The 26,794-nt window shown below is 46.4% G+C and carries 23 protein-coding genes; 19 read left to right on the plus strand and 4 right to left on the minus strand.

The features are described 5' to 3' along the window. Positions 1-5: 5 nt before the first annotated feature. Complete coding sequence (locus CLV31_RS18890; protein ID WP_111394643.1) at positions 6-752, minus strand: NRDE family protein; 747 nt, start codon at positions 750-752, stop codon at positions 6-8. Between the two features lie 54 nt (positions 753-806). After that, on the minus strand, positions 807-1,916 hold the full coding sequence (locus CLV31_RS18895) for an alkene reductase (RefSeq protein WP_111394644.1): 1,110 nt from the start codon (positions 1,914-1,916) through the stop codon (positions 807-809). Positions 1,917-2,024: 108 nt separating this feature from the next. Here CLV31_RS18895 and CLV31_RS18900 point away from each other — a divergent pair, with 108 nt between their 5' ends. From CLV31_RS18900 to ftsZ, 16 genes are all read left to right on the plus strand, one after another. Further along, positions 2,025-2,825 carry an SDR family NAD(P)-dependent oxidoreductase gene (locus tag CLV31_RS18900; protein ID WP_181452669.1) on the plus strand — a complete coding sequence of 267 codons (801 nt, stop codon included), beginning with the start codon at positions 2,025-2,027 and terminating at the stop codon, positions 2,823-2,825. Positions 2,826-2,932: 107 nt separating this feature from the next. After that, complete coding sequence (locus CLV31_RS18905; protein WP_111394646.1) at positions 2,933-3,307, plus strand: BlaI/MecI/CopY family transcriptional regulator; 375 nt, start codon at positions 2,933-2,935, stop codon at positions 3,305-3,307. A gap of 87 nt (positions 3,308-3,394) precedes the next feature. After that, positions 3,395-5,362, plus strand: coding sequence for a M56 family metallopeptidase (locus tag CLV31_RS18910; protein WP_111394647.1), 1,968 nt, complete (start codon positions 3,395-3,397; stop codon positions 5,360-5,362). 390 nt (positions 5,363-5,752) lie between these two features. After that, positions 5,753-6,187 carry a division/cell wall cluster transcriptional repressor MraZ gene (gene mraZ, locus CLV31_RS18915; RefSeq protein ID WP_111394648.1) on the plus strand — a complete coding sequence of 145 codons (435 nt, stop codon included), beginning with the start codon at positions 5,753-5,755 and terminating at the stop codon, positions 6,185-6,187. 5 nt (positions 6,188-6,192) lie between these two features. Then, positions 6,193-7,104 carry a 16S rRNA (cytosine(1402)-N(4))-methyltransferase RsmH gene (gene rsmH / locus CLV31_RS18920; RefSeq protein ID WP_111394649.1) on the plus strand — a complete coding sequence of 304 codons (912 nt, stop codon included), beginning with the start codon at positions 6,193-6,195 and terminating at the stop codon, positions 7,102-7,104. Then, positions 7,101-7,484 (plus strand): FtsL-like putative cell division protein, encoded by a 384-nt coding sequence (locus CLV31_RS18925; RefSeq protein ID WP_111394650.1) that lies wholly within the window; start codon positions 7,101-7,103, stop codon positions 7,482-7,484. Before rsmH ends, CLV31_RS18925 begins: the two co-directional genes overlap by 4 nt. After that, entirely contained in the window at positions 7,481-9,589 is a 2,109-nt protein-coding gene (locus CLV31_RS18930; RefSeq protein WP_111394651.1) for a penicillin-binding protein, read from the plus strand. The genes CLV31_RS18925 and CLV31_RS18930 overlap by 4 nt, the downstream gene beginning before the upstream one ends. Beyond that, on the plus strand, positions 9,590-11,053 hold the full coding sequence (locus CLV31_RS18935) for a UDP-N-acetylmuramoyl-L-alanyl-D-glutamate--2,6-diaminopimelate ligase (RefSeq protein ID WP_111394652.1): 1,464 nt from the start codon (positions 9,590-9,592) through the stop codon (positions 11,051-11,053). It abuts the gene before it with no gap. Position 11,054: 1 nt separating this feature from the next. Beyond that, positions 11,055-12,266: a phospho-N-acetylmuramoyl-pentapeptide-transferase gene (mraY, locus tag CLV31_RS18940; protein WP_111394653.1), complete on the plus strand. Its 1,212-nt coding sequence runs from the start codon at positions 11,055-11,057 to the stop codon at positions 12,264-12,266. A gap of 27 nt (positions 12,267-12,293) precedes the next feature. Then, on the plus strand, positions 12,294-13,649 hold the full coding sequence (murD, locus tag CLV31_RS18945) for a UDP-N-acetylmuramoyl-L-alanine--D-glutamate ligase (RefSeq protein WP_111394654.1): 1,356 nt from the start codon (positions 12,294-12,296) through the stop codon (positions 13,647-13,649). Beyond that, positions 13,646-14,824 (plus strand): FtsW/RodA/SpoVE family cell cycle protein, encoded by a 1,179-nt coding sequence (locus tag CLV31_RS18950; RefSeq protein WP_111394655.1) that lies wholly within the window; start codon positions 13,646-13,648, stop codon positions 14,822-14,824. The genes murD and CLV31_RS18950 overlap by 4 nt, the downstream gene beginning before the upstream one ends. Positions 14,825-14,836: 12 nt before the next feature. Further along, positions 14,837-15,946 carry an undecaprenyldiphospho-muramoylpentapeptide beta-N-acetylglucosaminyltransferase gene (gene murG, locus CLV31_RS18955; RefSeq protein WP_111394656.1) on the plus strand — a complete coding sequence of 370 codons (1,110 nt, stop codon included), beginning with the start codon at positions 14,837-14,839 and terminating at the stop codon, positions 15,944-15,946. Continuing rightward, a complete protein-coding gene (gene murC / locus CLV31_RS18960) occupies positions 15,943-17,349 on the plus strand; it encodes a UDP-N-acetylmuramate--L-alanine ligase (protein ID WP_111394657.1) in 1,407 nt (468 codons plus the stop codon). Before murG ends, murC begins: the two co-directional genes overlap by 4 nt. Beyond that, positions 17,346-18,101, plus strand: a complete 756-nt coding sequence (locus tag CLV31_RS18965; RefSeq protein WP_111394658.1) for a cell division protein FtsQ/DivIB — start codon at positions 17,346-17,348, stop codon at positions 18,099-18,101. The genes murC and CLV31_RS18965 overlap by 4 nt, the downstream gene beginning before the upstream one ends. Positions 18,102-18,110: 9 nt before the next feature. Further along, positions 18,111-19,424 (plus strand): cell division protein FtsA, encoded by a 1,314-nt coding sequence (ftsA, locus tag CLV31_RS18970; protein WP_111394659.1) that lies wholly within the window; start codon positions 18,111-18,113, stop codon positions 19,422-19,424. Between the two features lie 104 nt (positions 19,425-19,528). Then, the gene (ftsZ, locus tag CLV31_RS18975) at positions 19,529-21,166 is read left to right on the plus strand and encodes a cell division protein FtsZ (protein WP_245943448.1); all 1,638 of its coding nucleotides are present in this window, start codon (positions 19,529-19,531) and stop codon (positions 21,164-21,166) included. 3 nt (positions 21,167-21,169) lie between these two features. Here ftsZ and CLV31_RS18980 read toward each other — a convergent pair whose 3' ends face one another. Then, on the minus strand, positions 21,170-21,694 hold the full coding sequence (locus CLV31_RS18980; protein ID WP_111394661.1) for an NADPH-dependent FMN reductase: 525 nt from the start codon (positions 21,692-21,694) through the stop codon (positions 21,170-21,172). A gap of 96 nt (positions 21,695-21,790) precedes the next feature. Between CLV31_RS18980 and CLV31_RS18985 the strand changes: the two genes are divergently transcribed. Continuing rightward, positions 21,791-22,609 carry a purine-nucleoside phosphorylase gene (locus CLV31_RS18985; protein WP_111394662.1) on the plus strand — a complete coding sequence of 273 codons (819 nt, stop codon included), beginning with the start codon at positions 21,791-21,793 and terminating at the stop codon, positions 22,607-22,609. 15 nt (positions 22,610-22,624) lie between these two features. On the opposite strand, the gene CLV31_RS18990 is transcribed toward CLV31_RS18985, so the two are convergent. Then, entirely contained in the window at positions 22,625-23,098 is a 474-nt protein-coding gene (locus CLV31_RS18990) for a hypothetical protein (protein ID WP_111394663.1), read from the minus strand. A 98-nt stretch (positions 23,099-23,196) separates the two neighbouring features. Here CLV31_RS18990 and CLV31_RS18995 point away from each other — a divergent pair, with 98 nt between their 5' ends. Beyond that, positions 23,197-25,614 carry a TonB-dependent receptor gene (locus CLV31_RS18995; protein WP_111394664.1) on the plus strand — a complete coding sequence of 806 codons (2,418 nt, stop codon included), beginning with the start codon at positions 23,197-23,199 and terminating at the stop codon, positions 25,612-25,614. Further along, a complete protein-coding gene (locus CLV31_RS19000) occupies positions 25,607-26,713 on the plus strand; it encodes a DUF4249 domain-containing protein (RefSeq protein ID WP_111394665.1) in 1,107 nt (368 codons plus the stop codon). The genes CLV31_RS18995 and CLV31_RS19000 overlap by 8 nt, the downstream gene beginning before the upstream one ends. The last annotated feature ends 81 nt before the right edge of the window (positions 26,714-26,794 follow it).

Consider the following 26,794-nt stretch of genomic DNA (forward strand, 5'->3'; position numbering starts at 1 on the left):
GAAGTTTAAAATTGGACTTCTTCGTCCTTAAAATTAGCAGGGTCCCAAGCAAAACTCCGTTCCCGAATCAAGGTCTTTCCGTTTTTGTCTTTTACAACAGCCGTGGATGAGACGGTTCCATAGTTAGGAGGTATTCGAATCAATTGGGAAGAAAGTTCAATTTCAGTTTCTTTGGGGATCCCTGTATTCGGTAAAAGTTCTTCAGGGTATTTTTCCTTTGATTTTAAAATTGCCAGGAGTTGTTCAGGTGAGGGCGATTTTAGACTAGATTGGAGTTGATGTTTGGCCAGTTCTGTTTTAGGCCAAGGATCATTGAGTAAGCCATTGCTGAGGCCATGAATTCCCGGTTGAATTTCCATAAGACCATTTCCATAATTACTCATATAAAAAAGACGGTCTCCATCAGAAACGAGCAGATTGAACCCATCAAATTCGGCTTTTTTCTCCCAGACTTGATCCAAGTAGTTTTCGGGAGAAATAGCGGAAGTGAGGAAATCGGAAACCAAAACTCCCCGACTTATTTTTGCCTGCCTTTTCTGCGTGAAATCTCGGTAATTGGTCAGTAAGGCCCATTTACCGGCTGGATGAAAGCCCATCCAAGTCCCACCACCCTGAAGGTCTTTTCCAGCATAAAAACCTTCTTCCCAACGATGCATGGAAAGGGTGGGGCGATGAAAAAACTCATCTCGATTGGCACTAATCAAAAGCGGAAAATCAGGATGGACCTTCCAGGATAACGCTACCAGACACATAAGATTAAAGGTAAAAAAAAGAGGCTGTACTCAGACAACCTCTTTTTGGGGTGATTAACCAACTTGCTCCTTTTTCAGACTTGGGTAGTCGGTAAACCCTTTTTCACCGGGGGTGTAAAAGGTACTTTGATCCCACTCACTCAGAGGGGCGTTTTCCGCAAAGCGTTCCACTAAATCGGGATTTGAGATAAATGGCTTGCCAAATGCAACTGCATCCGCCAAACCCGCTTCAATGATTTGGTTCCCTTTTTCCTGATCAAATGCACTGTTGATCACCAAGGTGCCTTTGTATAACGGTCGATATCTCTCGGCAATATTCGGTTCGGCAAAAGGAATTTCGCTCACATCGGTAAATGGCTCCGAGAGGTGGAGGTAAGCCAAGTTGTATTTGTTTAGCTTAGTGACGATATAATCGAAAGTCGGGATGGTCTCTTCATCCATGGTCATCCCAAATACTCCATGCAACGACGGATTGAGGCGAACACCGATTCGGTTTTCAGGCATTACTTCCTTGATCGCATCGATTACCTCGAAAAGAATTTTTGCCCTGTTTTCAATGCTTCCCCCATATTCGTCGGTTCGATGATTGGAAGTCGCATTGAAGAATTGGTGAAGTAAATAGCCGTTGGAAGAATGGATTTCTATTCCGTCAAAACCCGCTTCCATGGCATTTTTCGCTCCGTTTTTGAAGTCAGCAATGGTCTGTTTGATCTCCTCCAGAGTCATCTCCTTAGCAGTTACCGTGTCCTTGAATCCCTGAGGGGTGTAAGACTTGGAGTTGGGATTGGTAGCAGATGCCGAAAGCGGTAATTCTCCGCCGTGGAAATCCGGATGGGACATGCGGCCCACGTGCCAAAGCTGGATGAAGATATGTCCACCAGCCTCATGAACAGCTTGAGTAACTTGCTTCCAGGCTTCGGTTTGGGCTTCAGAATAGATGCCCGGAGTGTTAATGTACCCGACTGCTCTTGGAGAAATTTGAGATCCTTCAGAAATAATCAATCCGGCTGAAGCTCTTTGGGCATAGTACTTTGCATGAATATCAAAGACCTTGTTTTCTGGATTATTGGCTCGGCTTCGGGTCATTGGAGCCATCCACACTCTGTTTTTCAGTTGTAAATCACCGACTTGAATAGGTTGTAAAAGCGCTTGTGTAATACTCATGGTAGTTTGTTGGTTTCGAAATTCAATGTCTATACAACTATTATGCAATGCAGAATGTTCCTTTTCTTGGAAGTTTTCTGTACTTTGTCTGTGTTATCACCACAATTAATGGATCCAACACTGATCGTTATTACCGGAGCTGCCAGTGGCATTGGTCTTCAACTTGCGCGTCATTTTCAGGGGAATAATTTGTCCTTAATCTTAGTAGACCTGAACCTTGGCCCGTTGGAAAACTCTTTTTCATCCTCTAAAATTCACCTTATAGGCGGAGATGTTGCCAAAGAAGAAACTTGGCATCAAGTCTTGGAAAAGGCAAAGGAAATTCACTTGCCTATTTCGCATTTGATCAATTGCGCAGGAGTGATTCGTCCTGGTTTTTTGGTTGATTATGCTATTTCAGATATTGATTATCATCTGAATATCAATGCCAAAGGGGCAATTCTTGGAACCACGCTTATTGCCAGGGAGATGAAATTTCAGGAATTTGGGCACATTATAAATGTTTCTTCCTTGGCTGGCTTGGCACCGGTTTCGGGATTGAGTTTATACGTGGCTTCCAAGTTTGCCTTGCGTGGATTTTCTTTAGCAGTAGCTGCAGAGTTACGTGATTATGGGGTGGATGTGAGCGTGATTTGCCCCGATTTGGTTCAGACACCGATGCTGGATATACAACTGGAATATCCGGAGGAGTCTAAACTTACATTTAGCGGTTCCTCTAAGATTCTTCAACCTGAAGATATTGTGAAAGAAATCTTGGACTTGATGGAGAATCCCAGACTTCAGGTGACCGTCCCTTCTTCTCGAGGATTATTGGCAAAAATTGCCGGAGCCTGGCCACAGTTGAGTGAAATTTTTAGAAACTCCTTGGAGAAAAGAGGGATAAAAAACCTTCAAAAACTACGTAAGTAACCGATTTTGAGCGATTAACACTTTTTAATACGATAATTATCGTATTTATTTTGAAATTACGATTGCCTTCGTATAACTTTGGTACGAAAGCTATCGTAATTACGCTCATGAACAAACCAACAGAAGCCGAATTGGAGATTTTGTCGATTCTCTGGGAATTGAAGGATGCCAGTGTCCGCCAAGTCCATGAACGGTTGGCTGAAACCAAAGACACGGGTTATACCACCACCCTCAAGATCATGCAAATTATGCATGCCAAAGGGATGCTCGCTCGTGATGAGGAGAGCCGAACCCATGTCTATCGTCCCTTGGTCAAGCAGGGAGATACTCAAAAGTCCCTCTTGAAAAATTTACTCTCCACAGCCTTTGGAGGGTCCTCCAAATCTCTGGTCATGCAGGCTCTAGGCCAAGAGAAGCCTTCCAAAGAAGAACTGGATGAAATAAGAGCTTTTCTCGACAACCTAGAAAACGATAACCGATGAAATCGAGCATATCGGAAGGGGCACATCCTTCCATGATTTTAAGTCAAGCTAGATTCCATATGGCCTTAAAGAAAAAATTATAATCATATGACACTTTTAAATGATTGGATCTCAGAAGAATTGCTGAAGGCTCTTGGATGGACCCTGGTTCACGCACTTTGGCAGCTGATCTTAGTAGCAGGAATTTTATGGATCGTCTTACATCTGGTCAAAAAGTCCAGCCCTGCTTTGAAATACGGACTTGCAGTGGGTGCCTTGGTGTTTTCATTTGTACTGACTTTCGCTACGTTCACCTATGAATGGTCGCAGATTGAATCAAATCCTGTCTTTACCTTGTCAGAGACGGAGTTTATACTCGTCTCTTCGACAGCAATTTCCCAAGATCTCACCTGGGAATCCCGAATTGTTCAAGCTACCGCTTGGATTGATCGTAATCTTCCGATTTTGGTTAATTTTTGGTTTTTTGGATCCCTTTTATTTCTGTTCCGACTGGTCAATAGCTTGGCGGAAGTACGAAATCTCAGGAGAAATGCATCCTTGATCCAAGACTTTGAACTGGAGAAAATCACGTACCGACTCATGGGTAAACTGAACATCAACCGGGAGGTACAGCTCCGTTCCAGTTCATTTGCACAATCCCCATTGACTTTTGGCACCGTTAAGCCTGTGATTTTACTTCCCGCTGCGCTGATTTTCCAACTTACCCCCTTGCAGCTAGAAGCTATCATTGCTCATGAACTCGCTCATGTCAAACGAAATGATTATCTCAGCAATCTGCTTCTTTCTGGATTGGAGATCCTGTTTTTCTTCCATCCTTGCTACTGGTGGATGAGCCAAACTGTCAAGGAACTGAGAGAAAATGCCGCAGATGATTTAGCATTGAAGACGGGTGTACAGCCCAAAGTTTTGGCAACGAGTCTAGCCGAAGTGCTAAACTTTGCCAAGCAAAATCCTCCCGAACTCGCTCTTGCTGCCGGCAAAAAGAGAAATCCAACCCTGCTTCGAATCAAGCGAATGCTAGGCTATCCAACTGAAAACTATCCACAAACCCCTATTATCTCTATCCCCATGTTACTTACGCTATTTCTCAGTGCCGGCCTGATGGCGAGTGCACAGCAAGATGCTCCCAAACCTATTGAACCTGTAATTCAAAAAAGCAATGCTTCTTCGATTGAACCTGCTTTTGCCCCGCTTTCTGTAACAGACACGATTCCTGAAAAACCCAAAACCACTCCCAGTGCTCCGAAAGATGTCAAAGTTTATGGAAATAATGTGATGGTTTTTAGTTCTGGTGATGGTTTTGAATATAAAATCAAAGGAGATACTCTGATCACCGGCGAAGACACGATTATCCTAACCGGTCGCTCCAAGGAGGCTCTTTTGAAACTCAGACAACTTGACAAGTCAGGACTTCCCACCCTAGAATTGCCAATGGCCCCTAATTTTCCGGTTTTAGCTTTTTCAGATGCTCCGATGCCGAGCTTCGAATTTGAAATGAATGGAGTACCTGCCATGCCGTTATTGGATATGAAGGAGTTTCCTATGTTACTCGATCCGAAAGACAGGTTGATGGTGATCCCATTTGACGGGAATATTCCAGGATTTCAATTTCGGACGGACACCACGAAAATGACACCAGAAGAACAGAAACAGTGGGCGGAAAAAATGAAAACATGGTCGGCTGAAATGGAAAAACGCTCTGAAGAGTGGGCGGCTCGATGGAAAGAGAATGCAGCGGAAAGAGAAGCCAAGATTGAAGCCTGGAAAAAAGAGATGGAGCCTAAAATGAAGGAATTTGAGCAGAAAATGAAAGAATGGCAGGAAGCTCAAGGTCCTAAAATGAAGGAGTTTGAGGAAAAAATGAAAGCTTGGCAAGAAGCCCAGGAACCCAAGATGAAAGAGTTTGAACTTAAAATGAAGGAGTGGGAAGCGACCCAAAAGCCGAAACTTGAAGAGTTCCAGAAGAAAATGGAGGCTTGGCAAAAAGAGCACCAAGCCAGATTGGAAGAGTTCCAAAAACTGCTCAGGGAAGAACTTAAAAAAGACGATAACTAATTGTGTGTTGATGCTATCGAAAGACCTGCCTGTTTGGGCAGGTTTTTTTTTGCTTATTTTTTTGAGATTCCCGAAAAGGAGGATTTTCCATGGGATTTTCTCCCACTTTTTCGAAAAGCACGGCTCCGCTTTTGATTCACAAGAAGATTTGATCCCGAAAAACCTTAAAATTTCTACAATAAGGCCATTTTTTGGGTAGTATTTAGCCCTCTTAACCTCCTGAAAATCAACAAAAATTTCTTTCAATTTTTAGAAAAAAATATTGGCTTGGAATATTCTTTTGGCTACTTTTAATCCAAAGTGGGAAAAAGTGGGAGAAAGTGGTAGAATGTGTAACTCATTTTCTTACTTTTGTTTTTACAGAAAACTCTAGCGAATAGAAGTCAAGTCATGTTCAACAGTCAATACGATAGCAAGCTGGATCCCAAAGGGCGTCTGGTGTTGCCTGCCAAAATCAAGGCGGCAATTCCGGAAGCTAATGGGCCATCGCTCATGCTCCGCATGGCCGAAGACAAATGTCTTGCCCTCTATCCCATGGTAGAGTATAAGAAGCTGGAAAGTCAGATCAAGTCCCTGAATATCAATAATCCGGAACAGCGTATGCTGCAAAGGTCATTTTTCAATTCCATCGTCGAGGTGGAACTGGATGCTGCAGGGCGATTACTGATTCCCAAGCTTTACCAAACCTATGCCAGCCTTGACAAGGACGTTGTGGTAGTCGGTATGGGAACTCGCATCGAACTCTGGAATCCTGACAATTACCTCAAAAACATCATTGTAGATCCGGCGGACTTGTCCGGCCTGATGGAAAAGTATCTCTCCTAAGCGCTATGACTGAGTCTGTGTACCATATCCCAGTGATGCTTGCCCAATGCACTGAAGGCTTGGCTATTAATCCCAACGGGATTTATGTCGATGTCACTTTTGGGGGAGGAGGTCATTCAAGGGAAATTTTAAAACACCTGGATAGCGGGCATTTGTATGCCTTTGATCAGGACAAGGACGCGGTAGCCAATGCTCCCGAGGATGGTCGATTTACCTTGATTCAGGCCAATTTCAGAGATATCAAGCGGTACCTCCGATTGTATGGAGTCAAGCAGGTAGACGGGATATTGGCTGATTTGGGGATTTCTTCTCATCAGATCGACGAGCCGAGTAGAGGGTTTTCGACCCGATTTAGCGGCAGTTTGGATATGAGAATGAATCAGTCAGCCGAATTATCGGCCAAAGAGGTCTTAAATACTTATGAGGAAGGAAAGCTTCATAAGATTTTGGGAATCTACGGGGAGGTAAAAAATGCCAAAACGCTGGCTCAGGCAATAGTCGCAGAACGTGCGGCAAAGCCTTTTGATACGACGGAGGGCTTCACGGCATTCTTGAAAAAGTTTGCTCCACGAGGTAAAGAGTTTAAATACTTCGCGCAGGTCTTTCAGGCTCTGCGAATAGAAGTAAATGATGAGATGGGCGCATTGGAAGAAATGCTCCTCAGTGCCGTGGACTTGCTCAAGCCCGAAGGCCGATTGGTGGTGATGAGCTACCATAGCTTGGAGGATCGCTTGGTGAAAAACCTGATCATCAAAGGGAAATTTCAGGGTGAGGTGGAAAAGGATTTTTACGGAAATCTGATCCGTCCGCTCGAGCCGTTGACCAGAGGCGCAGTGGTAGCGGATGAAGCGGAAGTTGCGACAAATCCGCGGGCTAGAAGTGCCAAGTTGAGAGTAGCTAAAAGAACAGGAAAATGAGTCAGAACACCTTTAAGCGGAAACTGAAGGCTGGGAACTCTCCAAAAGGAGGTCCCAAGAAGACCATTTTTACCTGGATCGAGGAGAAGCTGGATGTCACCGGAATTTTAGGTGAAGGCGTTCCTGTGCAATTGGTCCCGCCTGTTGGATTCCTGGTGTTGCTTGCTTTGATCTATATCTATAGCAATCACAGGGCGGAAAACATGGTCCGAAAAATTGAAAAAGCCCAACAGGAGGTGGAAGACCTGCGAGCAGATGTCACCACCCTGGAAGCAGAATATATGCAAAGCAGCATGCAATCCGAAGTGGCTAAGCGTGCCGCCAAGCTAGAAATCTATGAGTTGAATCAGCCGCCTATCAAAATAGAAGTAAACAAGTGAACATCAAACGCTCCATAGTGCTCCGAGTGAGGGTGATTTTCATCCTGGTGGCTGTGGCTGCGTGTGCCATTCCTTACAAAATTGCCGTGGTGCAACTCCAGGAAGGAGAAAAGTGGAAAGCAAAAGCAGAACAGGTCAACTTCCAATACCGTGAGGTGCCGGCTACCAGAGGCAACATTTACGCAACTGATGGAAGCCTGCTCGCTACCAGTTTGCCATTTTATAGAGTAGCGATCGATCCGACTGTCGTCAAAGACCAAAAGTTCAAGTCGGGTATTGATTCCTTGTCCAGGTTGCTTTCAGGTTTTTATAAAGACAAATCTGCCACTGCATATAAGCGGATGATTCAGGATGCCCGGGGTGATAAAAAACGGTACCTGGTGCTAAACAGAAAACAGATAGGCTATCAGGAAATGCAGAAAATGACCCAATGGCCGATTTTCAGAGAGGGCCGAGCCGGAGGCGGAGTCATTTTTGAAAAAGTTGAAAAACGCTACCGTCCTTTCAATTCGTTAGCCAGCCGTACGGTCGGCTTTTTGAATGAGGACGAATACGGTGCCGGAATCGAATACTCTTTTAATAATTACCTGAAGGGAAAAGACGGCAAGGCGTTGTTCCAAAGATTGGCCGGTGGAGTTTGGAAGCCTCTCTTTGACGCAGACGACATCAAGCCTGAGAATGGCTATGATGTCTTCACCACCTTGGATGTGAATATTCAGGACATTGCTGAGACCGCATTAAGAAGACAACTGACTGATCGGGAGGCTGCTTTTGGCTCTGTAATCGTCATGGAAGTGAAGACGGGCCATGTCAAAGCCATGTCCAACCTTCAGCGGAACAAAAGTGGTGTGGGGTACTCTGAAAGCTACAACTATGCCGTAGGGGATATTGGAAGTACAGAGCCTGGATCGACATTCAAGCTACTGTCCATGCTTGCTCTTTTGGAAGAAAATAAAGTGAGTCCCAATGAACTCATCGAGACCGGAAATGGTGCGCATCGATTTTACAACCAAACCATGTATGATGCCAAAACCGGGGGTTTTGGTACCATCACGGTAAGAGAGGCTTTTGAAAAATCGTCCAACGTAGCTATTTCCAAATTGGTGGACATGTACTTTGGTTCCAGTCCATCCAAGTTTATGGGGTATATGGACAAAGTCGGATTGGCTGAGCCCATGGATCTTCAGATCTCCGGTGAAGGCAAACCTTTTTTCAAAAAGCCTGGAACGAAAAATTGGTATGGGACCTCTCTTCCCTGGATTTCCATTGGGTATGAATCCAAACTGAATCCGATCCATACGCTGGCACTATATAATGCAGTGGCTAACAACGGCACGATGATGAAGCCTCTGTTTGTAAAAGCGGTAGGCAAAGGCAATCAATTGGTGGAAACTTACTCTCCGCAGATCATTCGAAAGCAAATTGCTTCCGAAAAAACCATCAAACAGCTTCAGGAATTACTCCTCGGTGTAGTCGAAAGAGGAACTGCCAAGAATATCAAAAATGACAACTACCAAATCGCCGGCAAAACAGGTACTGCCCAAAAGATTGTCAATGGAAGATATGTCGAAACGTACTACACCAGCTTTGCGGGATACTTCCCGGCTGATCGGCCTAAGTACAGTATGATCGTGGTCATCGATAGTCCCAAAGGAATTGCCGCCTACGGAGGAGATGTGTCCGCACCGGTATTCAAGGAAATAGCCGATCGGATTTATGCCTTGGATATGGAACTCAATCCGGTCGATCAGACTAAAATATTCCAGGCAGAGAATTTACAATCCAAGCTTCCAAAAGTTGGGGCTGGGAAAGGTGAAGAACTCCAGGGAATATTGGAACACTTAGGCATTCAAGCCAAATCTCCTTCTGCAGAAGACTGGATATCCGCGGTAGTCTCAGATGATAAGCTAAATCTGAAAATCAATGATACCGAAAAGCCTTTGGTGCCGGATGTGTCTGGGATGCCTTTGCGGGACGCTCTTTTCATTTTGGAAAACAAAGGACTTAAAGTGAATTACAACGGCAAGGGTCGGGTAATCGAGCAATCAATTTTGCCCGGATCCAAGCTTACCCCCAACTCCACCATTAACCTTATACTCGGATAGATGAACGTGCTGAAGGACATATTATATAAGGTGTCTCTTACCTCTACCATCGGCGACATGGAGCGTCGGGTGAGTGAAATTGTTTTTGACAGTAGAAAGGTCAGTGAAAATGCTGCCTTTGTTGCAGTTGCCGGAACTCAGGTGGATGGCCATGAATTCATTCCTGCTGCTTTGGAAAAAGGAGCAGGTACCATCGTTTGTGAGCGTTTACCTGAGCAAATCAAAGAAGGCATTACCTATGTGCAAGTGGTCAATTCGGCCAAAGCACTTGGGGTAATGGCGTCCAATTTTTTTGGAAATCCATCCGACAAAATCAAAGTGGTGGCAGTCACCGGTACCAACGGGAAGACTACCACCGTGACCCTTCTTCATCAACTGTTTGTCCGAATGGGATACAGCACAGGATTGCTTTCTACGGTGGAGAATAAAATCAACGAAGAGGTAATCCCTGCCACTCATACCACACCTGATGCCGTGAGTGTACAAGCCCTGCTTCGCAAAATGGTCGATGCCGGCTGCACCCATTGCTTCATGGAGGCAAGTTCACATGCGATTGTGCAAGAGAGAATTGCCGGGCTGAAACTGGCCGGGGCCGTATTTACCAATATCACACACGATCATCTGGACTATCACGGCACCTTCGATGAATACATCAAAGCCAAGAAAAAACTCTTCGATGATCTCCCCAAAGATGCGTTTGCCTTAGTCAATGCCGACGATAAGCGGGCTATGGTCATGTTGCAAAACTGCAAAGGCACCCATCAGACTTTTGGCCTGAAATCAGCCGCTGACTTCAAAGCGAAAATACTTTCCAATACCCTCGAAGGACTGGAGCTGGACATCAATGGTAGATTGACTTGGTTTCGGATGATCGGAGCATTCAATGCTTATAATCTTCTGGGAGTTTTGGGAGTGTCCGTTCTTCTGGGAGAAGATGAGGAGGAAGTGCTGCGTGAACTGTCCGGGATCAAAGGAGCCAAAGGACGTTTCGATCGCATTGCTATCGGAGGAATCACGGCCATAGTGGACTATGCCCATACTCCGGATGCTTTGGATAATGTACTCAAAACCATCAATGGAGTTCGCACTGGCAATGAGCAGCTGATTACGGTAGTCGGCTGTGGAGGAAATCGGGATAAAACCAAGCGTCCCACCATGGCTAAGATCGCCGTGACTGAAAGCACTAAGGCCATATTCACTTCGGACAATCCCCGCTTTGAGGATCCTATGGAAATCCTTCGTGATATGCAGGCTGGAGTAGGACCCTCTGAAATTCGGAAAACCCTCACAATTGAGGATCGAAGAGAAGCCATCAAGACGGCCATTATGCTATCCCAAAGAGGGGACATAATTCTCGTGGCCGGTAAGGGCCATGAGGATTACCAGGAAATCAAGGGAGTGAAGCATCATTTTGATGATGCGGAGGTCGTGACAGAATTATTAACCCAACTGACAGGAAACTGATATGCTCTATCCCATTTTTGACTACTTAGATCGAGTTTTGGATATTCCGGGCACCGGAGTGTTCCGATACATCTCGTTTCGTGCGGGGATGGCAGCGGTCGTTTCCCTGATCATCACCATCACCTTTGGCCATCATATCATCAATTGGATACGCAATCGCCAAATCGGTGAGACGGTCCGAGACTTGGGTTTGGAAGGACAAAACCAGAAAAAAGGTACCCCGACCATGGGCGGATTGATGATGATCGCAGCGATTCTGATTCCCACCCTTCTTTTCGCCAACCTCAACAATATCTACATCATATTACTGATGGTGACCACCGTTTGGTTGGGATTGATCGGGTTTTTGGATGATTACATCAAGGTATTCCGTAAAAATAAGGAAGGGCTAAAGGGCCGTTTTAAGATTGTCGGGCAGATTGGGATCGGAATCATTGTGGGCACTACGCTCTATTTTCACGATGACGTCGTCATTCGTGAATTTTCTACTCCGGTTTCTGTGGAAAGCGGTGTGGTGGAGACACCTGCTTTTCAGGATGTGAAAGCATTGAAGACTAACATCCCGTTTTTCAAAAACAACGAGCTGAATTATGAAACCCTTTTAGGGTTTTTGGGAGAGTCCATGACTCCGGTACTCTACATTTTGGTGGTGATTTTTATCATCACCGCCGTATCCAACGGAGCCAATATCACGGATGGTATAGATGGTTTGGCTGCGGGTACCTCCGCCATCATTGGTTTGACGATTGCCATTTTCGCTTACCTCAGCGGTAACGCCATTTTCTCCCAATACTTAAACATCATGTACATCCCCAACTCCGGGGAACTCGTGATTTTTGCTTCAGCCTTCATCGGTGCTTGTATCGGATTCTTATGGTATAATGCCTATCCTGCCCAAGTATTTATGGGCGATACCGGATCCTTAATGTTGGGTGGGGTGATTGCAGTTTTGGCACTGACGCTTCGAAAGGAGCTTTTGATCCCGGTCATGTGCGGGATTTTTCTGGTCGAAAATCTCAGTGTTATGATTCAGGTCAGCTATTTCAAGTATACCCGAAAGAAATATGGGGAAGGACGGAGGATATTTCTCATGTCTCCTCTTCATCACCATTATCAAAAGAAGGGCATCCACGAATCCAAGATCGTAACCCGATTTTGGATTGTTGGAATCCTTCTCGCAGTCATCTCTTTAGCCACACTCAAACTCAGATAAAAAGTTAACAGTCACCATTCTAAAACCATGAAACAACTAGCCATCCTAGGTGCAGGAGAAAGCGGATTGGGAGCAGCATTGCTCGCCAAGCGGGAAGGCTATGGGGTCTGGGTTTCAGATTTGGGAACCATCGCTGCCGAAAGAAAGGAGGCATTGCAAAGAGCCGGGATAGGCTTTGAGGAGGGGATGCATGATGAGAAAAAAATCCTTTCCTGTGACCTGATTATCAAAAGCCCCGGAATTCCTGACAAGGCCCCGTTGGTGAAAAAAGCCCATGAAGAAGGGGTACCTGTCATAGATGAGCTGGAGTTTGCAAGTCGATTCAGTAGTGGGAAGGTAATAGCCATCACCGGAACCAACGGAAAAACCACTACCACACTTTTGACCTATCACTTGCTCAAGGAGGCGGGATTGGATGTGGGACTTGCGGGAAATGTGGGAAAAAGCTGGGCCGGTCAATTGGTTGAAAAGGACCACGCTTGGTGGGTCATTGAGACATCGAGTTTCCAGATAGATGGCTTTGAGTGCTTCAGGCCTCACATCGCCATGCTGACCAATATCACACCGGATCACTTGGACCGCTATGAGTACCAATTGGACAACTATATACTGTCCAAGATGAATCTGTTCAAGATGATGACTTCCAGGGATAAAGCCATTTTCTACAAAGAAGATCCGCTTAGCCAAAAAGGAATTCAGATGAAATCCTCCAAAGCCTCCGCCTATTGGATATCTCTTCAGGAAAAGCAGGAAAAGGGAGGGTATTTGGATGGCGATTTTCTAAAAATCAAAGCTGCCCACAAATCGGTAAAAGTTCCTGTCAATGCACTTTCCATTCAGGGCAAGCATAATATTCTCAATGCTCTTTTTGCCGGCACGGCAGCCTTGATGGCCGGATTGACTGAAGAGCAAATGATCGAGGGTTTCAAAACTTTCAAAAACGCCCCACATCGAATGGAGTTGATCCGCACCCTTGACGGGGTACGGTTTGTCAATGATAGCAAAGGAACCAATGTCGAGTCCACCTATTATGCATTGGGCAGCTATACCGATCCGATGGTTTGGATCGCCGGCGGAGTGGACAAAGGAAATGATTACAGCGTGCTGAATGACTTGGTCCGAGATGGCAAAGTGAAGGCTTTGATCTGCTTGGGTACCGATAATGAGAAGCTCAAGAAGGCATTTTCCGGGTTGATTGCTGAGATCAGAGAAACTCAGGATATCCGAGAGGCGGTGTCTTGGGGACAGGAGTTGGCCACCGAGGGAGAAGTGGTTTTGCTTTCTCCGGCTTGTGCCAGTTTTGATTTATTCAGGAATTATGAGGATCGAGGAGAGCAGTTTAGAGCTGCTGTATTGGGATTAAAACAAAAACAAAGCGTATGAACAGCCTCAAGGCATGGATAGACGAGCATTTTAAGGGCGACCCGATTATTTGGGCGATCGTGATCTTACTGTCTTTGTTCAGCATCTTGGTCGTGTATTCAGCTACGGGCACTTTGGCGTATAAGACTGCCGGAGGCAATACCGAACTTTACCTGTTCCGTCATTCCTTTTTGGTATTCCTGTCCCTGTTTGTGATGTGGCTGGCGCATAAGATGCCTTATCGCAAGTATGCCCTTTATGCCAGGCTCTTTATGTACCTGTCAATTCCGCTTTTGGCGGTGACTTATATGTTTGGCTCCAATATCAACGAAGCCAACAGATGGTTGACCATCCCGGTGATCAATCAGGCCTTTCAGCCATCGGATTTGGCAAAGCTTTCTTTGATCGCTGCATTGGCTGCCATGCTTGCAAAGCGTCAAAACAACATCAAAGACCTGACGGGCACCTTACTTCCGGTGATCCTTTCGATCGGAGTGATCTGTGCCTTGATCGGAATGGCCAATATGTCCACGGCTATCCTTCTTTTGATGACCTGTTTGCTGATCATGTTTATCGGCAGAGTCCCGGTCAAGCACTTGGCTTTGGTAGTCATGGTTGGGTTATTGGGATTGTCCGTGGCAGTGCTCACCGGTCAACGTCGGGAGACTTTCAATTCCAGGATTGAGGCATTTATGGAATCCAAAGACGATGACAGCAAGATTCCATTCCAGGCGGAGCAGTCCTACATCGCCATTGCTACAGGTGGAATAACCGGTAAAGGCCCCGGCAACAGCGAGCAACGAAATTCACTTCCCCACCCCTATTCTGATTTTATCTATTCCATCATCATCGAAGAATATGGGATGGTGGGAGGAGTGACGGTTCTTTTCCTCTATCTGGCTTTGCTTTATCGGGGAATGAGAATCGTGGCCAATTCCAACAAGGCCTTCGGAGGTTTGCTTTCCGCGGGTTTGAGTTTTGCACTCGTCATCCAAGCCTTGGTCAATATGGCCGTGGCAGTGGGATTAGGGCCGATTACGGGCCTTCCATTACCGCTTTTGAGTATGGGAGGAACCTCTTTGATTTTTACTGGAACTGCCCTAGGGATCATCCTAAGTGTGAGCCGTGGAGATCATCAGGATGAGGCTGTAGCAGCCGAGTCCACTAAAGTAAGTAACCGATTACGAACCGCATAAACCCAAAAAGCCATTAGCGCTCAGTCTACATATCGAATTCTCATCAGCGGTGGAGGCACCGGGGGGCATATCTATCCCGCGATTGCCATTGCCAATGCCTGGAAGGAAAAATATCCTGACAGTGAGATTCTATTTGTCGGTGCCTTGGGTAAAATGGAAATGCAAAAAGTGCCCGAAGCAGGCTATCCAATCAAAGGACTCCCTGTAGCTGGACTTCAGCGAAGTCTTTCTCTTGCCAACTTGAGCTTTCCATTCAAACTCTGGAAAAGCCTGAGAATGGCCGCCCAGATTGTGAAGGAATTTCGCCCGCATGCTGTGGTGGGAGTAGGAGGCTATGCCAGTGGACCGGTGTTGCGGGCTGCCCAAAGTAAAGGAATCCCAACACTTCTTCAGGAGCAAAATTCCTACGCGGGATTGACCAATAAGCTGCTGGCCAAAAAGGCGAACTCCATCTGTGTGGCTTATCCCGGGATGGATCAGTTTTTCCCTGCCGGAAAGATCAAGATTACCGGAAATCCTGTCCGAAAAGACATTTTGGACTTGTCAGGAAAAAAGGAAAAAGGGATCGAACACTTTGGATTGGCTACAGACCGAAAGACCATTTTGGTACTCGGAGGCTCTTTGGGAGCACGTACGCTCAATCAGGCCGTACTTCAGGACATGCAAAAGCTGGAAGAAGCCGGCTATCAGGTACTGTGGCAAAGCGGCAAATTCTATTTCAAAGAAATGCTTGCCAAACTGGAAGAATCTGGTCTGAAGCATATCCATCTGAGAGAGTTCATCCGGGAGATGGACCTGGCCTATGCAGTGGCAGATGTAATCGTATCCCGGGCAGGTGCGCTTTCAGTATCCGAACTCAGCCTGGTGGGCAAGCCGGTGATATTTATCCCTTCACCCAATGTGGCAGAAGATCACCAAACCAAAAACGCCATGGCTTATGTCAGCCATCAGGCAGCGATGCTCCTGAGAGATGCTGAGGCGGTAGGACAATTGAAAAATAAAGTAGACGAACTCCTTCAGGACGCAGCTTTGGCCGCAACTCTGGGAGAAAATATGAAAAAGCTGGCCAAGCCGGATGCGGCAAAAGCCATTGTCAACGAACTCGAATTCTTAGTCAAATGACATTCAAAGGAATACATAAAGTCTTCTTCCTTGGTATTGGCGGCATCGGCATGAGTGCCTTGGCGCGCTGGTTCCGTCATGAGGGGTATCCTGTAGCAGGATACGACAAGACTCCTTCTCCTTTGACCAAAGAGTTGGAGAAAGAAGGCATGCTGATCACTTTTGAAGATAAAGTGGATAGCATTCCTTTGGATTTCACCACTGATCCCGATGAGGTTTTGGTGGTGTGGACGCCTGCGATTCCAAAAGACAGTGTGCTGCTCAACTTTTTCCAAGCACATTACCAACTCAAAAAACGCTCGGAAGTCCTGGGCATGATCACCAAGGATTTCTACACCATCGCCGTAGCAGGTACGCATGGCAAAACGAGTACTTCTTCTTTGATAGCTCATTTGCTGAAGTCAGCAGGTAAGCCCGTGGCCGCCTTTTTGGGAGGGATTACCCAGAATTACCACAGCAACTTGATTCTTCCGGGCAAGTCCAAAGAGGCCACCCTCGTGGTCGTGGAGGCGGACGAGTTTGATCGCTCTTTCCTCCGACTTCATCCAAATGAAGCGGTGGTGACCAGTGCTGACCCAGACCATTTGGATATCTACGGAGATGAAGCCACCATATTGGATGGGTTCAGAGACTTTATCCGATTGGTGGATAAGAAGGGCAAGCTCTACCTACAGACTCACGCTTGGTACCGCTTGGGCGAACAGGTGAGTTCGGGTGCCGGAATCCGTGAGTACGGTCTTCGCTCTTCTGGAATCCATGCCGAAAATATCATCGCCAAACCGGGATCCTTTCAGTTTGACTATATCGGTACCAAAGCCCAAATCAAAGGCTTGGAACTTCATATTCCAGGCTTCCACAATGTGGAAAATGCCTTGGTCGCGATCGCCATTTCAATTGATCACGGAGTGACCGAAGATCAGATTCGGGAAGGAATCAGATCCTTCCGAGGGGTGAAGAGACGATTTGAAATCCATTCTTCAGATCCTGGAAGAATTTACATTGACGACTATGCCCATCATCCCGAGGAAATCAAAGCCTGTCTGAGTTCGGTACGGGCGATGTACCCCACCCAACGGATGACGGTCATTTTTCAGCCTCATCTTTTCTCACGAACCAGAGATTTTGCAGAAGGATTCTCTGAGAGTCTTTCGCTGGCAGATGAAGTGGTGCTTTTGGATATCTATCCGGCACGGGAGCTTCCTATTCCGGGAGTGAGCTCAGCCATGCTCTTGGATGGCATTAAGGCTGGCAAGAAGATTTTGATACAAAAAAATCAGGTAATGGATTACCTGGAGGAATCCCAGCCCGAAGTCTTGGTGACGATGGGTGCAGGAGATATTGACCGGTTGGTACCGGGTATTGCTCAGTGGATGAATACAAGAACCAAACACAGCCAATCATGAACAAAAGAAAGCTGAAGAAAGGACTTGGGTTGGTTACACTTTGCCTCGTGTTGGTTGGGTTTATTGGATTTGTTGAAAAACAAGTTCAGCTCAAAACCTACAAGGGTCTCGAAATTGACCTAGAGGCAGTAAGCGGAGTGTATTTCGTGGAGGAAAAGGAAATTGAACGGATCGTTTCCTCTGCATTTCCTGAACTCAGGGCAGGACTTCCCTTGGAGGAAGTTCCATTGAGTGCCATTGAAGAGCGATTGCTGGGTCATCCGTTCATCAAAACTGCCGAAGCTTCGGTAGGGCAAAAAGGAATAGTAAAAGCCAGTATCAAGCAGCACGAGCCTATTGCGAGAATCGCAAGGCCCAACGGGGCAGATGGATACATCACCAAAGATGGCCTGATCATCCCGACGTCTCCGACCTATACCAGCCGGGTGCTGATTTTGGAAGGAGCGTATGCGGAGCAGCTCATGAATGAGGGTAGTATCGAGGCAATGCCTGAACTGATGCCTTTGATCCATTTCATTACTCAGGATGAGTTCTGGAATTCACAGGTAACCGAACTGGAAATCAATAAAAAGAATGACATCCGGCTTCACCAGCAAGTGGGGAAGCAGGTGATCGAATTTGGGGATGCATTGGACTTTGAGAGCAAATTCAAGCGTATTGAAGTGCTCTACAAGGAAATTCTTCCGAGAAAAGGCTGGAATGCATATGAGCGGATCAGCGTGAAGTTTAAAAATCAAATTGTTTGTGAATAAAGCTTGGATATGGAAAACGACAAACTGATAGTAGGTCTGGACATTGGGACCACCAAAATTTGCGCGATCATCGGACGGAAAAATGAGTTTGGAAAACTCGAAGTCTTGGGTTTGGGCAAGGCGATCTCCGATGGGGTGGACCGAGGCATTGTGACCAATATAGAAAAGACGGTCAATGCGATCGAAAAAGCAGTGGAAGACTGTGCCAACATGGCTGAAGTAGACATTGCCGAAGTAATCGTAGGCATCGCCGGGCAACATATCCAAAGCAAAATCATGCATGGGAGCATCATGCGGCAGCCAACTGAGGATGAAATCACCATCGAAGATGTGCAGCGGCTCACCGCCGACATGCACAATATCGTGGTGCCTCCAGGCAACAGCATCATCCATGTGATGCCGCAGGATTATACCGTCGATTATGAAGGAGGGATCAAAGATCCTGTGGGGATGTCAGGGACCAGATTGGAGGCGGATTTCCATATCATCACTGCCCAAACCACAGCGATTAATAATATCAACAAATGCGTCAAGCGTGCGAATCTGACTTCCAAGCAGCTGATTCTCGAGCCTTTGGCGAGTTCACTTTCCGTCTTGAGCGATGACGAAAAAGAAGCCGGAGTCTGTCTGGTGGATATCGGAGGGGGAACGACAGATATTGCCATTTTCTACGAAAATATCATCCGTCATACCGCAGTCATTCCTTTGGGAGGAAATATTATCACTTCCGATATCAAAGAAGGATGCATGCTCATGCAAAATCAGGCGGAATTGCTGAAGACCAGATTTGGAAAAGCTATTGCCGAAGAAGCCAATCCCAATGAGATTGTGTCTATTCCGGGCTTGAGAAATCGGCCACCAAAGGAGATTTCGATCCGTAACCTCGCTTCTATCATTCAAGCCAGAATGGAAGAGATCATTGAGATCGTACAGAATGAAATCATGCAAAGTGGGTATTACAAAAAGCTGGCAGGTGGTATCGTCCTTACCGGTGGTGGATCGCAGCTTCAGTGTATTTCCCAACTCTTTGAATACATGACCGGATTGGACACCCGAATAGGATTTCCCAATGAGCATCTGGGGAAATCGGTGATCGAAGAAGTGAAAAGCCCAATGTATGCCACTACTGTAGGGCTTGTTCTAGCCGGATTCAAATCCTTGGATACCCGTGATGAAATCTACCAAAAGCGAAGAGCGAATGCAGGAATCAAACCTAAAATGATGCAAAAAAGAGAAGCGGTGTATAACAATATTTTCAAAAGCATCGGAGACCGACTGAAAAACATCATCTCTGACGATATCGGAGATGACTCAACATACTAGGGCTTATGATTGGGGGAGATAATCCGCTCTGCAGATTATTTCCCTTTTACTCCCTCTAACAAATAAAAACATACAACTGAAAAATTTTCACCAAACCATAAAATATGTCAGATAACATGAAAGATTACAGATTTGATCTCCCAAAGAATCAAAAGTCGATTATCAAGGTAATCGGCGTAGGTGGGGGCGGCAGCAACGCCGTCAATCACATGTACAGCCAAGGCATCAAGGATGTGGAGTTTGTGGTAGTCAATACCGATGCCCAAGCTTTGAAATCCAGCCCTGTACCGTTGAGGCTACAGTTGGGAGCCAACTTGACCGAAGGACTGGGCGCAGGAGCCAATCCAGAGCAAGGCCGAAACGCAGCGTTGGAATCGCATGAAGAAATTCGCGAGCTCCTTGCAGACAACACCAAAATGGTGTTTATCACTGCCGGAATGGGTGGTGGAACCGGGACTGGTGCGGCACCAGTCGTAGCCAAAATCGCCAAGGAGCTGAACATCCTTACCGTGGGTATTGTGACCGCCCCGTTTATGTTTGAGGGTAAAAAGAAAATGGCAGTCGCTCAGGCGGGGATCGAATCCCTTCGCGAAAATTGCGACACCGTCCTCGTTATCCTCAATGACAAGCTGAGAGAAATCTATGGTAACCTGGCCATCCGAACTGCCTTTAGCAAAGCCGATGATATCTTAACTACTGCAGCCAAATCCATTGCTGAAATCATTACTATCCATCAGGATGTCAACGTGGACTTTGAAGACGTGAAGACCGTCATGAAAGACGCAGGTGCAGCTGTGATGGGCTCTGCCACTGAAGAAGGAGAAGGCCGCGCCATTCGTGCAGCAGGTTCTGCTATTTCCTCCCCATTGCTCAATAATGTGGACATCAAAGGAGCGCAGAAGATCTTGCTTTCCATCATGTCCGGTGAGGAAGAGGAACTGTCTATGGACGAGCTCAGCGAAATCACCGAGTATATCCAGGAGAAGGCCGGAGACAATGCCGAGGTGATCTTCGGTCAGGGGATCGATCCGGAATTGGGCAAGGCGATCCGCGTGACTGTCATTGCCACTGGTTTTGAAATGGATAAGCTTTCTGATAAAGCAGTGAAAAAAGTGGATTCAGCGCCTATTTCCGCTTTTGCCTCTCCTGTAGCCAACACTCCGGTTGCTACTCCGGAGGTGGTGAAGACGGTGATCAACCTGGATTCAGGCAAGGCTCAGCAAGTGAAAGAAGAACCGATCGCAGGTGGATCTACTTTTACCTTTTCTATCCCGAAAGCTCCTGTGTCCGCTCCTTCTATCCCAAAAATTATGGAAGAAGAATCGGAGGAGTTTTCCTTCTCGATCAAGCCAATAGTAGAAGAAAAGCCGATTGAGACTAAAGTGGAAGAGGTGGAAAAAATCGTCCACAACCTCTATGATGAGTCTGAGAAGAAGACAGAAAAGCTGCCACAGGAATCTCAGCCTGCTGCCCCGGTTTTTGCCAATGATTACTATGAGCAAATGAAGCAAAAGGCGATTCAGAGAGCCCACGAGCGTTTCGAGAAGCTCAAAGGCAACCGCGTATTCAATGCTACTCCTGAAGAAATGAAGGAAAAGATGAACGTACCTGCTTATCAGCGCAAGAATGTGGTGCTCAATGAACCCCAGCATAGCTCCGAGCCAGCCATCAGCAAGTACAATCTAAGTGAGGAAAATGAAATCCTCGGTAATAACAGATTCCTGCATGACAATGTGGACTAAGTCCTAAAACTCAAGCAGCATGTCTGCCTGGGTATGTAGGAGTTCTACATACAGCCTGTTGGTGAGCAGGTTATCTGACATATTTTGCTCGATTTTGGCAAGCTTCGGCTTGAGAGCAAGGACATGCATACCCAGATAATGGAAGATGTCGGTGAGGTGGCTCAATGCGATGCCACCCCCGCCTATTCCGGAAGAGATGCCTACCAAAGCGCACTTTTTATTACGGAACGTGTTGGGGTAGGTCATTCCGTCGATAAACGTCTTTAAGATTCCCGGAAACGACCCATTGTATTCCGGCACGATAAATACAAACTTTTTCCCTTCCTTGACTCGGTCGTGGAAGGCATTGTAAGCCGGATTTTTTCCATTGTTTTCGTAGAGGGCAGTAGCTGTAAAATCTGACGGCAAGTGCTCCAGTTCCAAGATTTCTGATTCTACTCCTTTTTCCTCCAAAATGCTTTTGTAAAGCGCTGCGATCGTTTTGGAAACAGAGTTTTTCCGGTTGGTGCCTACGATGATTTTGATCATACGGGTGAATTTTCTCTCCTCAATACAAGCAAGTAGGGGGAAAAGTTCTCAGGCAAAACCAAAATCCTATCTTTACCCGTAAATCAGCCAAAAATCATGGACTACCTCAATCAGATTCAAGAAGCCGTTTCTTTTATTCAGAGCAAAAACAGTCAATCCATTCCTGTAGGAATTATCCTGGGTACAGGCTTGGGAAGCTTGGGCAATCAAATCCAAGTCGAACTGGAAATTGATTACCGAGACATTCCCCATTTTCCCGTGTCTACGGTGGAGAGTCATTCCGGGAAATTGATTTTTGGAACCTTGGCAGGTAAAAAAGTGCTGGCGATGAAAGGTCGTTTTCATTATTACGAGGGCTATTCCATGAAGGAGGTGACTTTTCCCATCCGCGTGATGAAAAAACTGGGCGTAAAAACCCTTTTGGTATCCAATGCCTCAGGAGGCCTCAATCCTGCGCAGGAAGTGGGAGACGTCATGGTGCTTTCTGACCACATCAACCTTTTTCCTGAAAACCCACTTCGAGGTAAAAACTTCGACGATCTAGGTCCCAGATTTCCGGATATGAGCGATGCATATTCCCGTCGATTGATCGATTTGGCTTTGGAAATTGCCAAAGAAATAGGGCTAAAACTCCACACCGGAGTCTATTGTGGGGTTGAAGGTCCGAATCTGGAAACCCCGGCAGAATACAAATACCTTCGGATCATCGGTGGAGATGCCGTGGGGATGAGTACTGTACCGGAAGTATTGGTAGCCCGTCATAGCGGAATCGAGGTGTTTGGGATCTCTGCGATTACCGATCTGGGAGTAGAAGGAAAAATCCACCAAGTGTCGCTTCAGGACGTCCTTGCAGCGGCGGCCAAAGCCGAACCGGTCATGAGTCAGATCATGCGGGAGTTGGTAGGGAGAATGTGATCTGTTTTGTACTTTTTATTGCTGAGGAGGAAATTGTCTCATGGTCTCGATCATTTTTTCCATAAAAGGCCTGATTTCTTCCGGCCACAATTCCGGAATCCGACCTACCTGCCACCAAATAATCTCAGCCTCCCGCTCAAAGGCCAGGTAATAGCCGCCTTCTTCCACACAATTGGAACAGGCGATAAACTGAAGCCCACGGGGCATCAGATAGTCTTTTGGAAACGAGTCTTCCAACTCCTGTCCGAGAGCCCAATATCTGGAATCCATTGGGGTCGTTTTGTAGACGATAATCGGAGCCTCGCGGAAACTTCGCATGTTGTCTTCATAGAGTTTTCCTCCCTCAAACTTGTAGATCTGAATGCAATTGCCTTCGCATTGTAGATTCCACTGACCAAAAATAAAGGCTTCCTCATCGGGCTTTTCGTCTTCTTTGCAGGCCGTGAGAATGGGAAGCGCCAGGAGTACAACGAATAGTATTTTTTTCATTTCGCCTCGAGTTATACAAAAAAGACGATCACCTTTTGGAATTGGTTTTCGCTTTTTTTCTGCAATTATTTGAAAAAAACTGATTTCTTAGAAGTCTGATGTCAAAATTTTCGCTTCTTCTTTTTCTACTTCTGTTTTTTGCAACCAGAGTTACTTTCAGTCAAACTGATTCCCTCACTTTTCGATTTGGAAAGCAGGAAAGTTTTCTGTCAGAGACCTATGTCCTGACCGGAAAGATCCTCGGTGAGGATACCAAAGAAGGGCTTTCAGGGGTTGGACTTCATGTAGATGGTACCTTTACAGGTGTGGCCACCGACCGATTTGGCTTTTATTACATCACGCTAAAACCGGGCAAACACAAGGTTACTTTTCGGCACATTTCCTATGTGCCCGTGTTTACTCAGGTGGAGCTGTTTGAAAATGGGGTGATTAATCTGGAGATGAGTGTCAAAAGTTTTGAGCTGGACGGAGTGGTGGTGATGTCAGAGGATCCCGACCGAAATGTCCGAAATCCCATCACCGGTGTGACTAAGCTTACGACTCGGGAATTGAGGTCTATCCCAGCATTTCTCGGGGAGGCGGATATTTTCAAAGGTTTACAGCTTCTGCCGGGTGTTTCTTCAGTTGGGGAAGACACCTCCGGGATCAACGTCAGGGGTGCCAAAACGGACCAAAATCTTATCCTGATGAATGAAGCAATGGTTTTGAGTTCCAATCATGCACTGGGGTTTTTATCTGGATTCAATACAGATGTTACCGAGAATTTCACCCTGTATAAAGGAAACCTTCCCGCTAATTTTGGCGGAAGAGCAGGTTCGGCCTTGAATATCCTGATGCGACCCGGAGATGTGAGCGAATGGAAAGGTCAAGTTGGAATGGGTACTTCCAATGGGAAGTTTCTCCTGGAAGGGCCTATCAAAACTGATAAGGTCAGTGCCATTGCAGGGGGTAGAATTTCCAATGTCAATTGGTTGCTCAATCAGACCAGGGACTTGGACCTGCAGCAGAGTCGACTCAATTTTTTTGATGGCTACTTTGGGTTCACATGGAAGGTGTCCCAGGGACATACCTTAGAGGCCAATACACTGCTGACAGGAGATCGATTTCAGTTTTCCGATCAGTTTGGCTACGATTGGAGCAATCGGGTGAGTTCGATAAGATACCGGGGCATCGTAGGGGAGCATCTTTCGATAAGTGCGCTTTTTGCAGACGGAGATTTTTCCAATGCCTTTATTGATCCCGAAGGCGTAGAAGCAGCAAAAGTTCAAAATGGCATGCGGTACCGACAGGGTAAGGTGTCTGCCACTTGGGCAAAAGAACAACTGGCGGTCACAGGAGGAATAGAAGCAATCCGCTACCAGGGAAAACCGGAGAGATTGGAGCCCTTTGGAACCCAATCCGCAGTACAGCCGGAGGAAGTAGGAAAGGAAAAGGGGATCGAATATTCCCTGTTTTTGTCGGTGGAGCAGGACCTGAGTCCGATGACGGGAGTGATTGCTGGAATTCGGTACTCCTCTTTTGTTCAGAGAGGACCGGATACGGTTTTTCTATACCGATCCGATGCGGCGCTTTCCCAAGCTAATCAGATCGGACAGGAAATCTTCGCGTCAGGCAGCCTTGCTTCTTTCTCTGGATTAGAACCCAGGGTTTCGTTAAGGCAGAATCTCACCGCTACCCTTTCCCTGAAACTCAGTTACGCACGACTTTTCCAGTATGTGCAGTCAGTTTCCAATACCTTCGGCCCCACCCCAATCGACTTGTGGCAGTTGAGCACGAGATACATACCGCCTCAGCGATCGGATAATTTTTCTTTTGGAATTTTCAAAAACTCCACAGACAACCGTTGGGAGTATTCTGTAGACGGCTTCTACAGGACCAGTCAAAATCAGGTGGAGTATCGGGATTTTGCTTCTATTTTCTTAAACCCGCACATGGAAACCGAATTGGTATTGGGTCAGGGTAAAGCCTATGGCGGTGAGTTTATGATCAAGAAAAACTTGGGTGTGGTAACCGGATGGCTAGCTTACACTTACTCCCGGTCACTTTTTAGATCCCAGAGCCCTTTTGATGAAGAGCAAATCAATCGAAACGAGTGGTTTCCCTCCAACTTTGACAAGCCGCACGAAGTGAATTTCATTCTCAGCAAAAAGATGTACCCCAGAGGCTTGTTCAATGTTTCTGCCAATTACTCCACCGGCAGACCGGTAAGTGCCGTAAATGCCAGCTATCTGCTCAATGGGGGATTGCTCGTGCCGGATTACAGTGACAGAAACCAATACCGCATCCCGGATTATTTTCGTGTGGATGTTTCTTTCACAGTAGAAAAGGTGTTTGCCAAAAAAGGGGATTCACTCAATTTGAGTATTTACAATTTGTTAGGGCGGAAAAATGCCTATTCTGTCTTTTGGCAGCGGGATGGGGATTCTCAGCAGTTGAGACCCTATCGACTGGCGATTTTGGGTTCGATTTTTCCTTCCATTACCTATAGCATACAGTGGGGAGGTGCCAATGACTAGGTTAGTTTTTCAGAAGCTTTTGATCGTGTTGGTTTTGTTTAATTCCTGTGTGGAAAAAATCGAATTTGACCTGGACCGATTAGACCGGGAGCGTTTGATTGTATCGGGAACACTGACCGATTTGGCAGAGACACAGTTTGTCTACCTTTCGCAGACGACGTCCAATGCCCGACAACCATTTTTGGAGGATGGAGATAAAGGTTTATTTACCTTGAATGATTTACCAAGACCGGTCAGTAGGGCAAGGGTGAGGCTACATTCCAGGGAATTGGGCTTATCCTGGGAGTATCGGGAGACAAAACCGGGAACTTATGAGCTAAGCGGTTTTCTTCCTCCCAGGCCTGGATTGGAGTATGAATTGGAGATTTGGGTCCAGGAAAAGGTCTATCGGTCTCAGCCACAGCGCATGCCTGAAGTCGTAGGGGAGGACCAATTGAGCTTTAGCTTTGAGCGGGCTCGATTGGAAAACAATCCGGAGGCTGCACTGATCGCAATCGCTACAGAAGTCACCTTGCCCAATCAGACAGGAGGCTATTACCTAAGATGGACAGTGGAGGAAGTTTATTTTTGGGACCTCACCTTTTTCCCAAATCCTTTCAACACGCCTCCTCCGCCTTGCTACGTTACGGAGATTTCTGATGCGGCGCGGATTACCTTAGTCAATGGAGACCTACTCAACAGACCCGGGGCGGTCAGTAGTCAGATTTTAGCCAAAAGACTGGTAGATCAGTCCTTTCTGAGCCGACATTACTTCAATGTGAAGCAACTGAGCATCACCAAAGACGCACATGATTATTGGCGAAAAGTGCGACAATTGGTGAACAATACAGGCTCTGTGTTTGATATTCCCCCTGCACCCATCCGAGGAAATATGTACCATGTGGACGACCCTGAGGAAGTGGTGTTGGGTTACTTTGAAGTAGCCAAGGCGAAAATCACCCGAATCTATACTACTCGAGCAGATGTCCCATTCTTTTTGGAGGAGGTTTGCGAATACGTTCCGGGCAAACGCGCCACTGAGTACAAGCCAACTTGCCTGAGCTGTAACGTCTTCCCAAACAGCACCAGCCAACAACCCGAATGGTGGTTTGATCAATAATCAATTTTCAATGACCAATTTTCAATAACCAATGACCAATGACCAATGACCAATAACCAATGACCAATTATCAATGAGCAA

Origin of the sequence: Algoriphagus aquaeductus (genome assembly GCF_003253485.1) — a bacterium.
Lineage (GTDB): Bacteria > Bacteroidota > Bacteroidia > Cytophagales > Cyclobacteriaceae > Algoriphagus > Algoriphagus aquaeductus.

Bases quoted from the DNA above. Each gene is read 5' to 3' on its own strand.
- CLV31_RS18925 (WP_111394650.1), top strand. From the start codon at position 7,101: ATGAGTCAGAACACCTTTAAGCGGAAACTGAAGGCTGGGAACTCTCCA.
- CLV31_RS18985 (WP_111394662.1), top strand. From the start codon at position 21,791: ATGGACTACCTCAATCAGATTCAAGAAGCCGTTTCTTTTATTCAGAGC.
- CLV31_RS18990 (WP_111394663.1), bottom strand. From the start codon at position 23,098: ATGAAAAAAATACTATTCGTTGTACTCCTGGCGCTTCCCATTCTCACG.
- CLV31_RS18935 (WP_111394652.1), top strand. From the start codon at position 9,590: ATGAACGTGCTGAAGGACATATTATATAAGGTGTCTCTTACCTCTACC.
- CLV31_RS18980 (WP_111394661.1), bottom strand. From the start codon at position 21,694: ATGATCAAAATCATCGTAGGCACCAACCGGAAAAACTCTGTTTCCAAA.
- ftsZ (WP_245943448.1), top strand. From the start codon at position 19,529: ATGTCAGATAACATGAAAGATTACAGATTTGATCTCCCAAAGAATCAA.
- CLV31_RS18895 (WP_111394644.1), bottom strand. From the start codon at position 1,916: ATGAGTATTACACAAGCGCTTTTACAACCTATTCAAGTCGGTGATTTA.
- CLV31_RS18910 (WP_111394647.1), top strand. From the start codon at position 3,395: ATGACACTTTTAAATGATTGGATCTCAGAAGAATTGCTGAAGGCTCTT.
- mraZ (WP_111394648.1), top strand. From the start codon at position 5,753: ATGTTCAACAGTCAATACGATAGCAAGCTGGATCCCAAAGGGCGTCTG.
- CLV31_RS18965 (WP_111394658.1), top strand. From the start codon at position 17,346: ATGAACAAAAGAAAGCTGAAGAAAGGACTTGGGTTGGTTACACTTTGC.
- murC (WP_111394657.1), top strand. From the start codon at position 15,943: ATGACATTCAAAGGAATACATAAAGTCTTCTTCCTTGGTATTGGCGGC.
- ftsA (WP_111394659.1), top strand. From the start codon at position 18,111: ATGGAAAACGACAAACTGATAGTAGGTCTGGACATTGGGACCACCAAA.
- CLV31_RS19000 (WP_111394665.1), top strand. From the start codon at position 25,607: ATGACTAGGTTAGTTTTTCAGAAGCTTTTGATCGTGTTGGTTTTGTTT.
- murD (WP_111394654.1), top strand. From the start codon at position 12,294: ATGAAACAACTAGCCATCCTAGGTGCAGGAGAAAGCGGATTGGGAGCA.
- CLV31_RS18890 (WP_111394643.1), bottom strand. From the start codon at position 752: ATGTGTCTGGTAGCGTTATCCTGGAAGGTCCATCCTGATTTTCCGCTT.
- CLV31_RS18950 (WP_111394655.1), top strand. From the start codon at position 13,646: ATGAACAGCCTCAAGGCATGGATAGACGAGCATTTTAAGGGCGACCCG.
- rsmH (WP_111394649.1), top strand. From the start codon at position 6,193: ATGACTGAGTCTGTGTACCATATCCCAGTGATGCTTGCCCAATGCACT.
- CLV31_RS18905 (WP_111394646.1), top strand. From the start codon at position 2,933: ATGAACAAACCAACAGAAGCCGAATTGGAGATTTTGTCGATTCTCTGG.
- CLV31_RS18900 (WP_181452669.1), top strand. From the start codon at position 2,025: ATGGATCCAACACTGATCGTTATTACCGGAGCTGCCAGTGGCATTGGT.
- CLV31_RS18995 (WP_111394664.1), top strand. From the start codon at position 23,197: ATGTCAAAATTTTCGCTTCTTCTTTTTCTACTTCTGTTTTTTGCAACC.
- mraY (WP_111394653.1), top strand. From the start codon at position 11,055: ATGCTCTATCCCATTTTTGACTACTTAGATCGAGTTTTGGATATTCCG.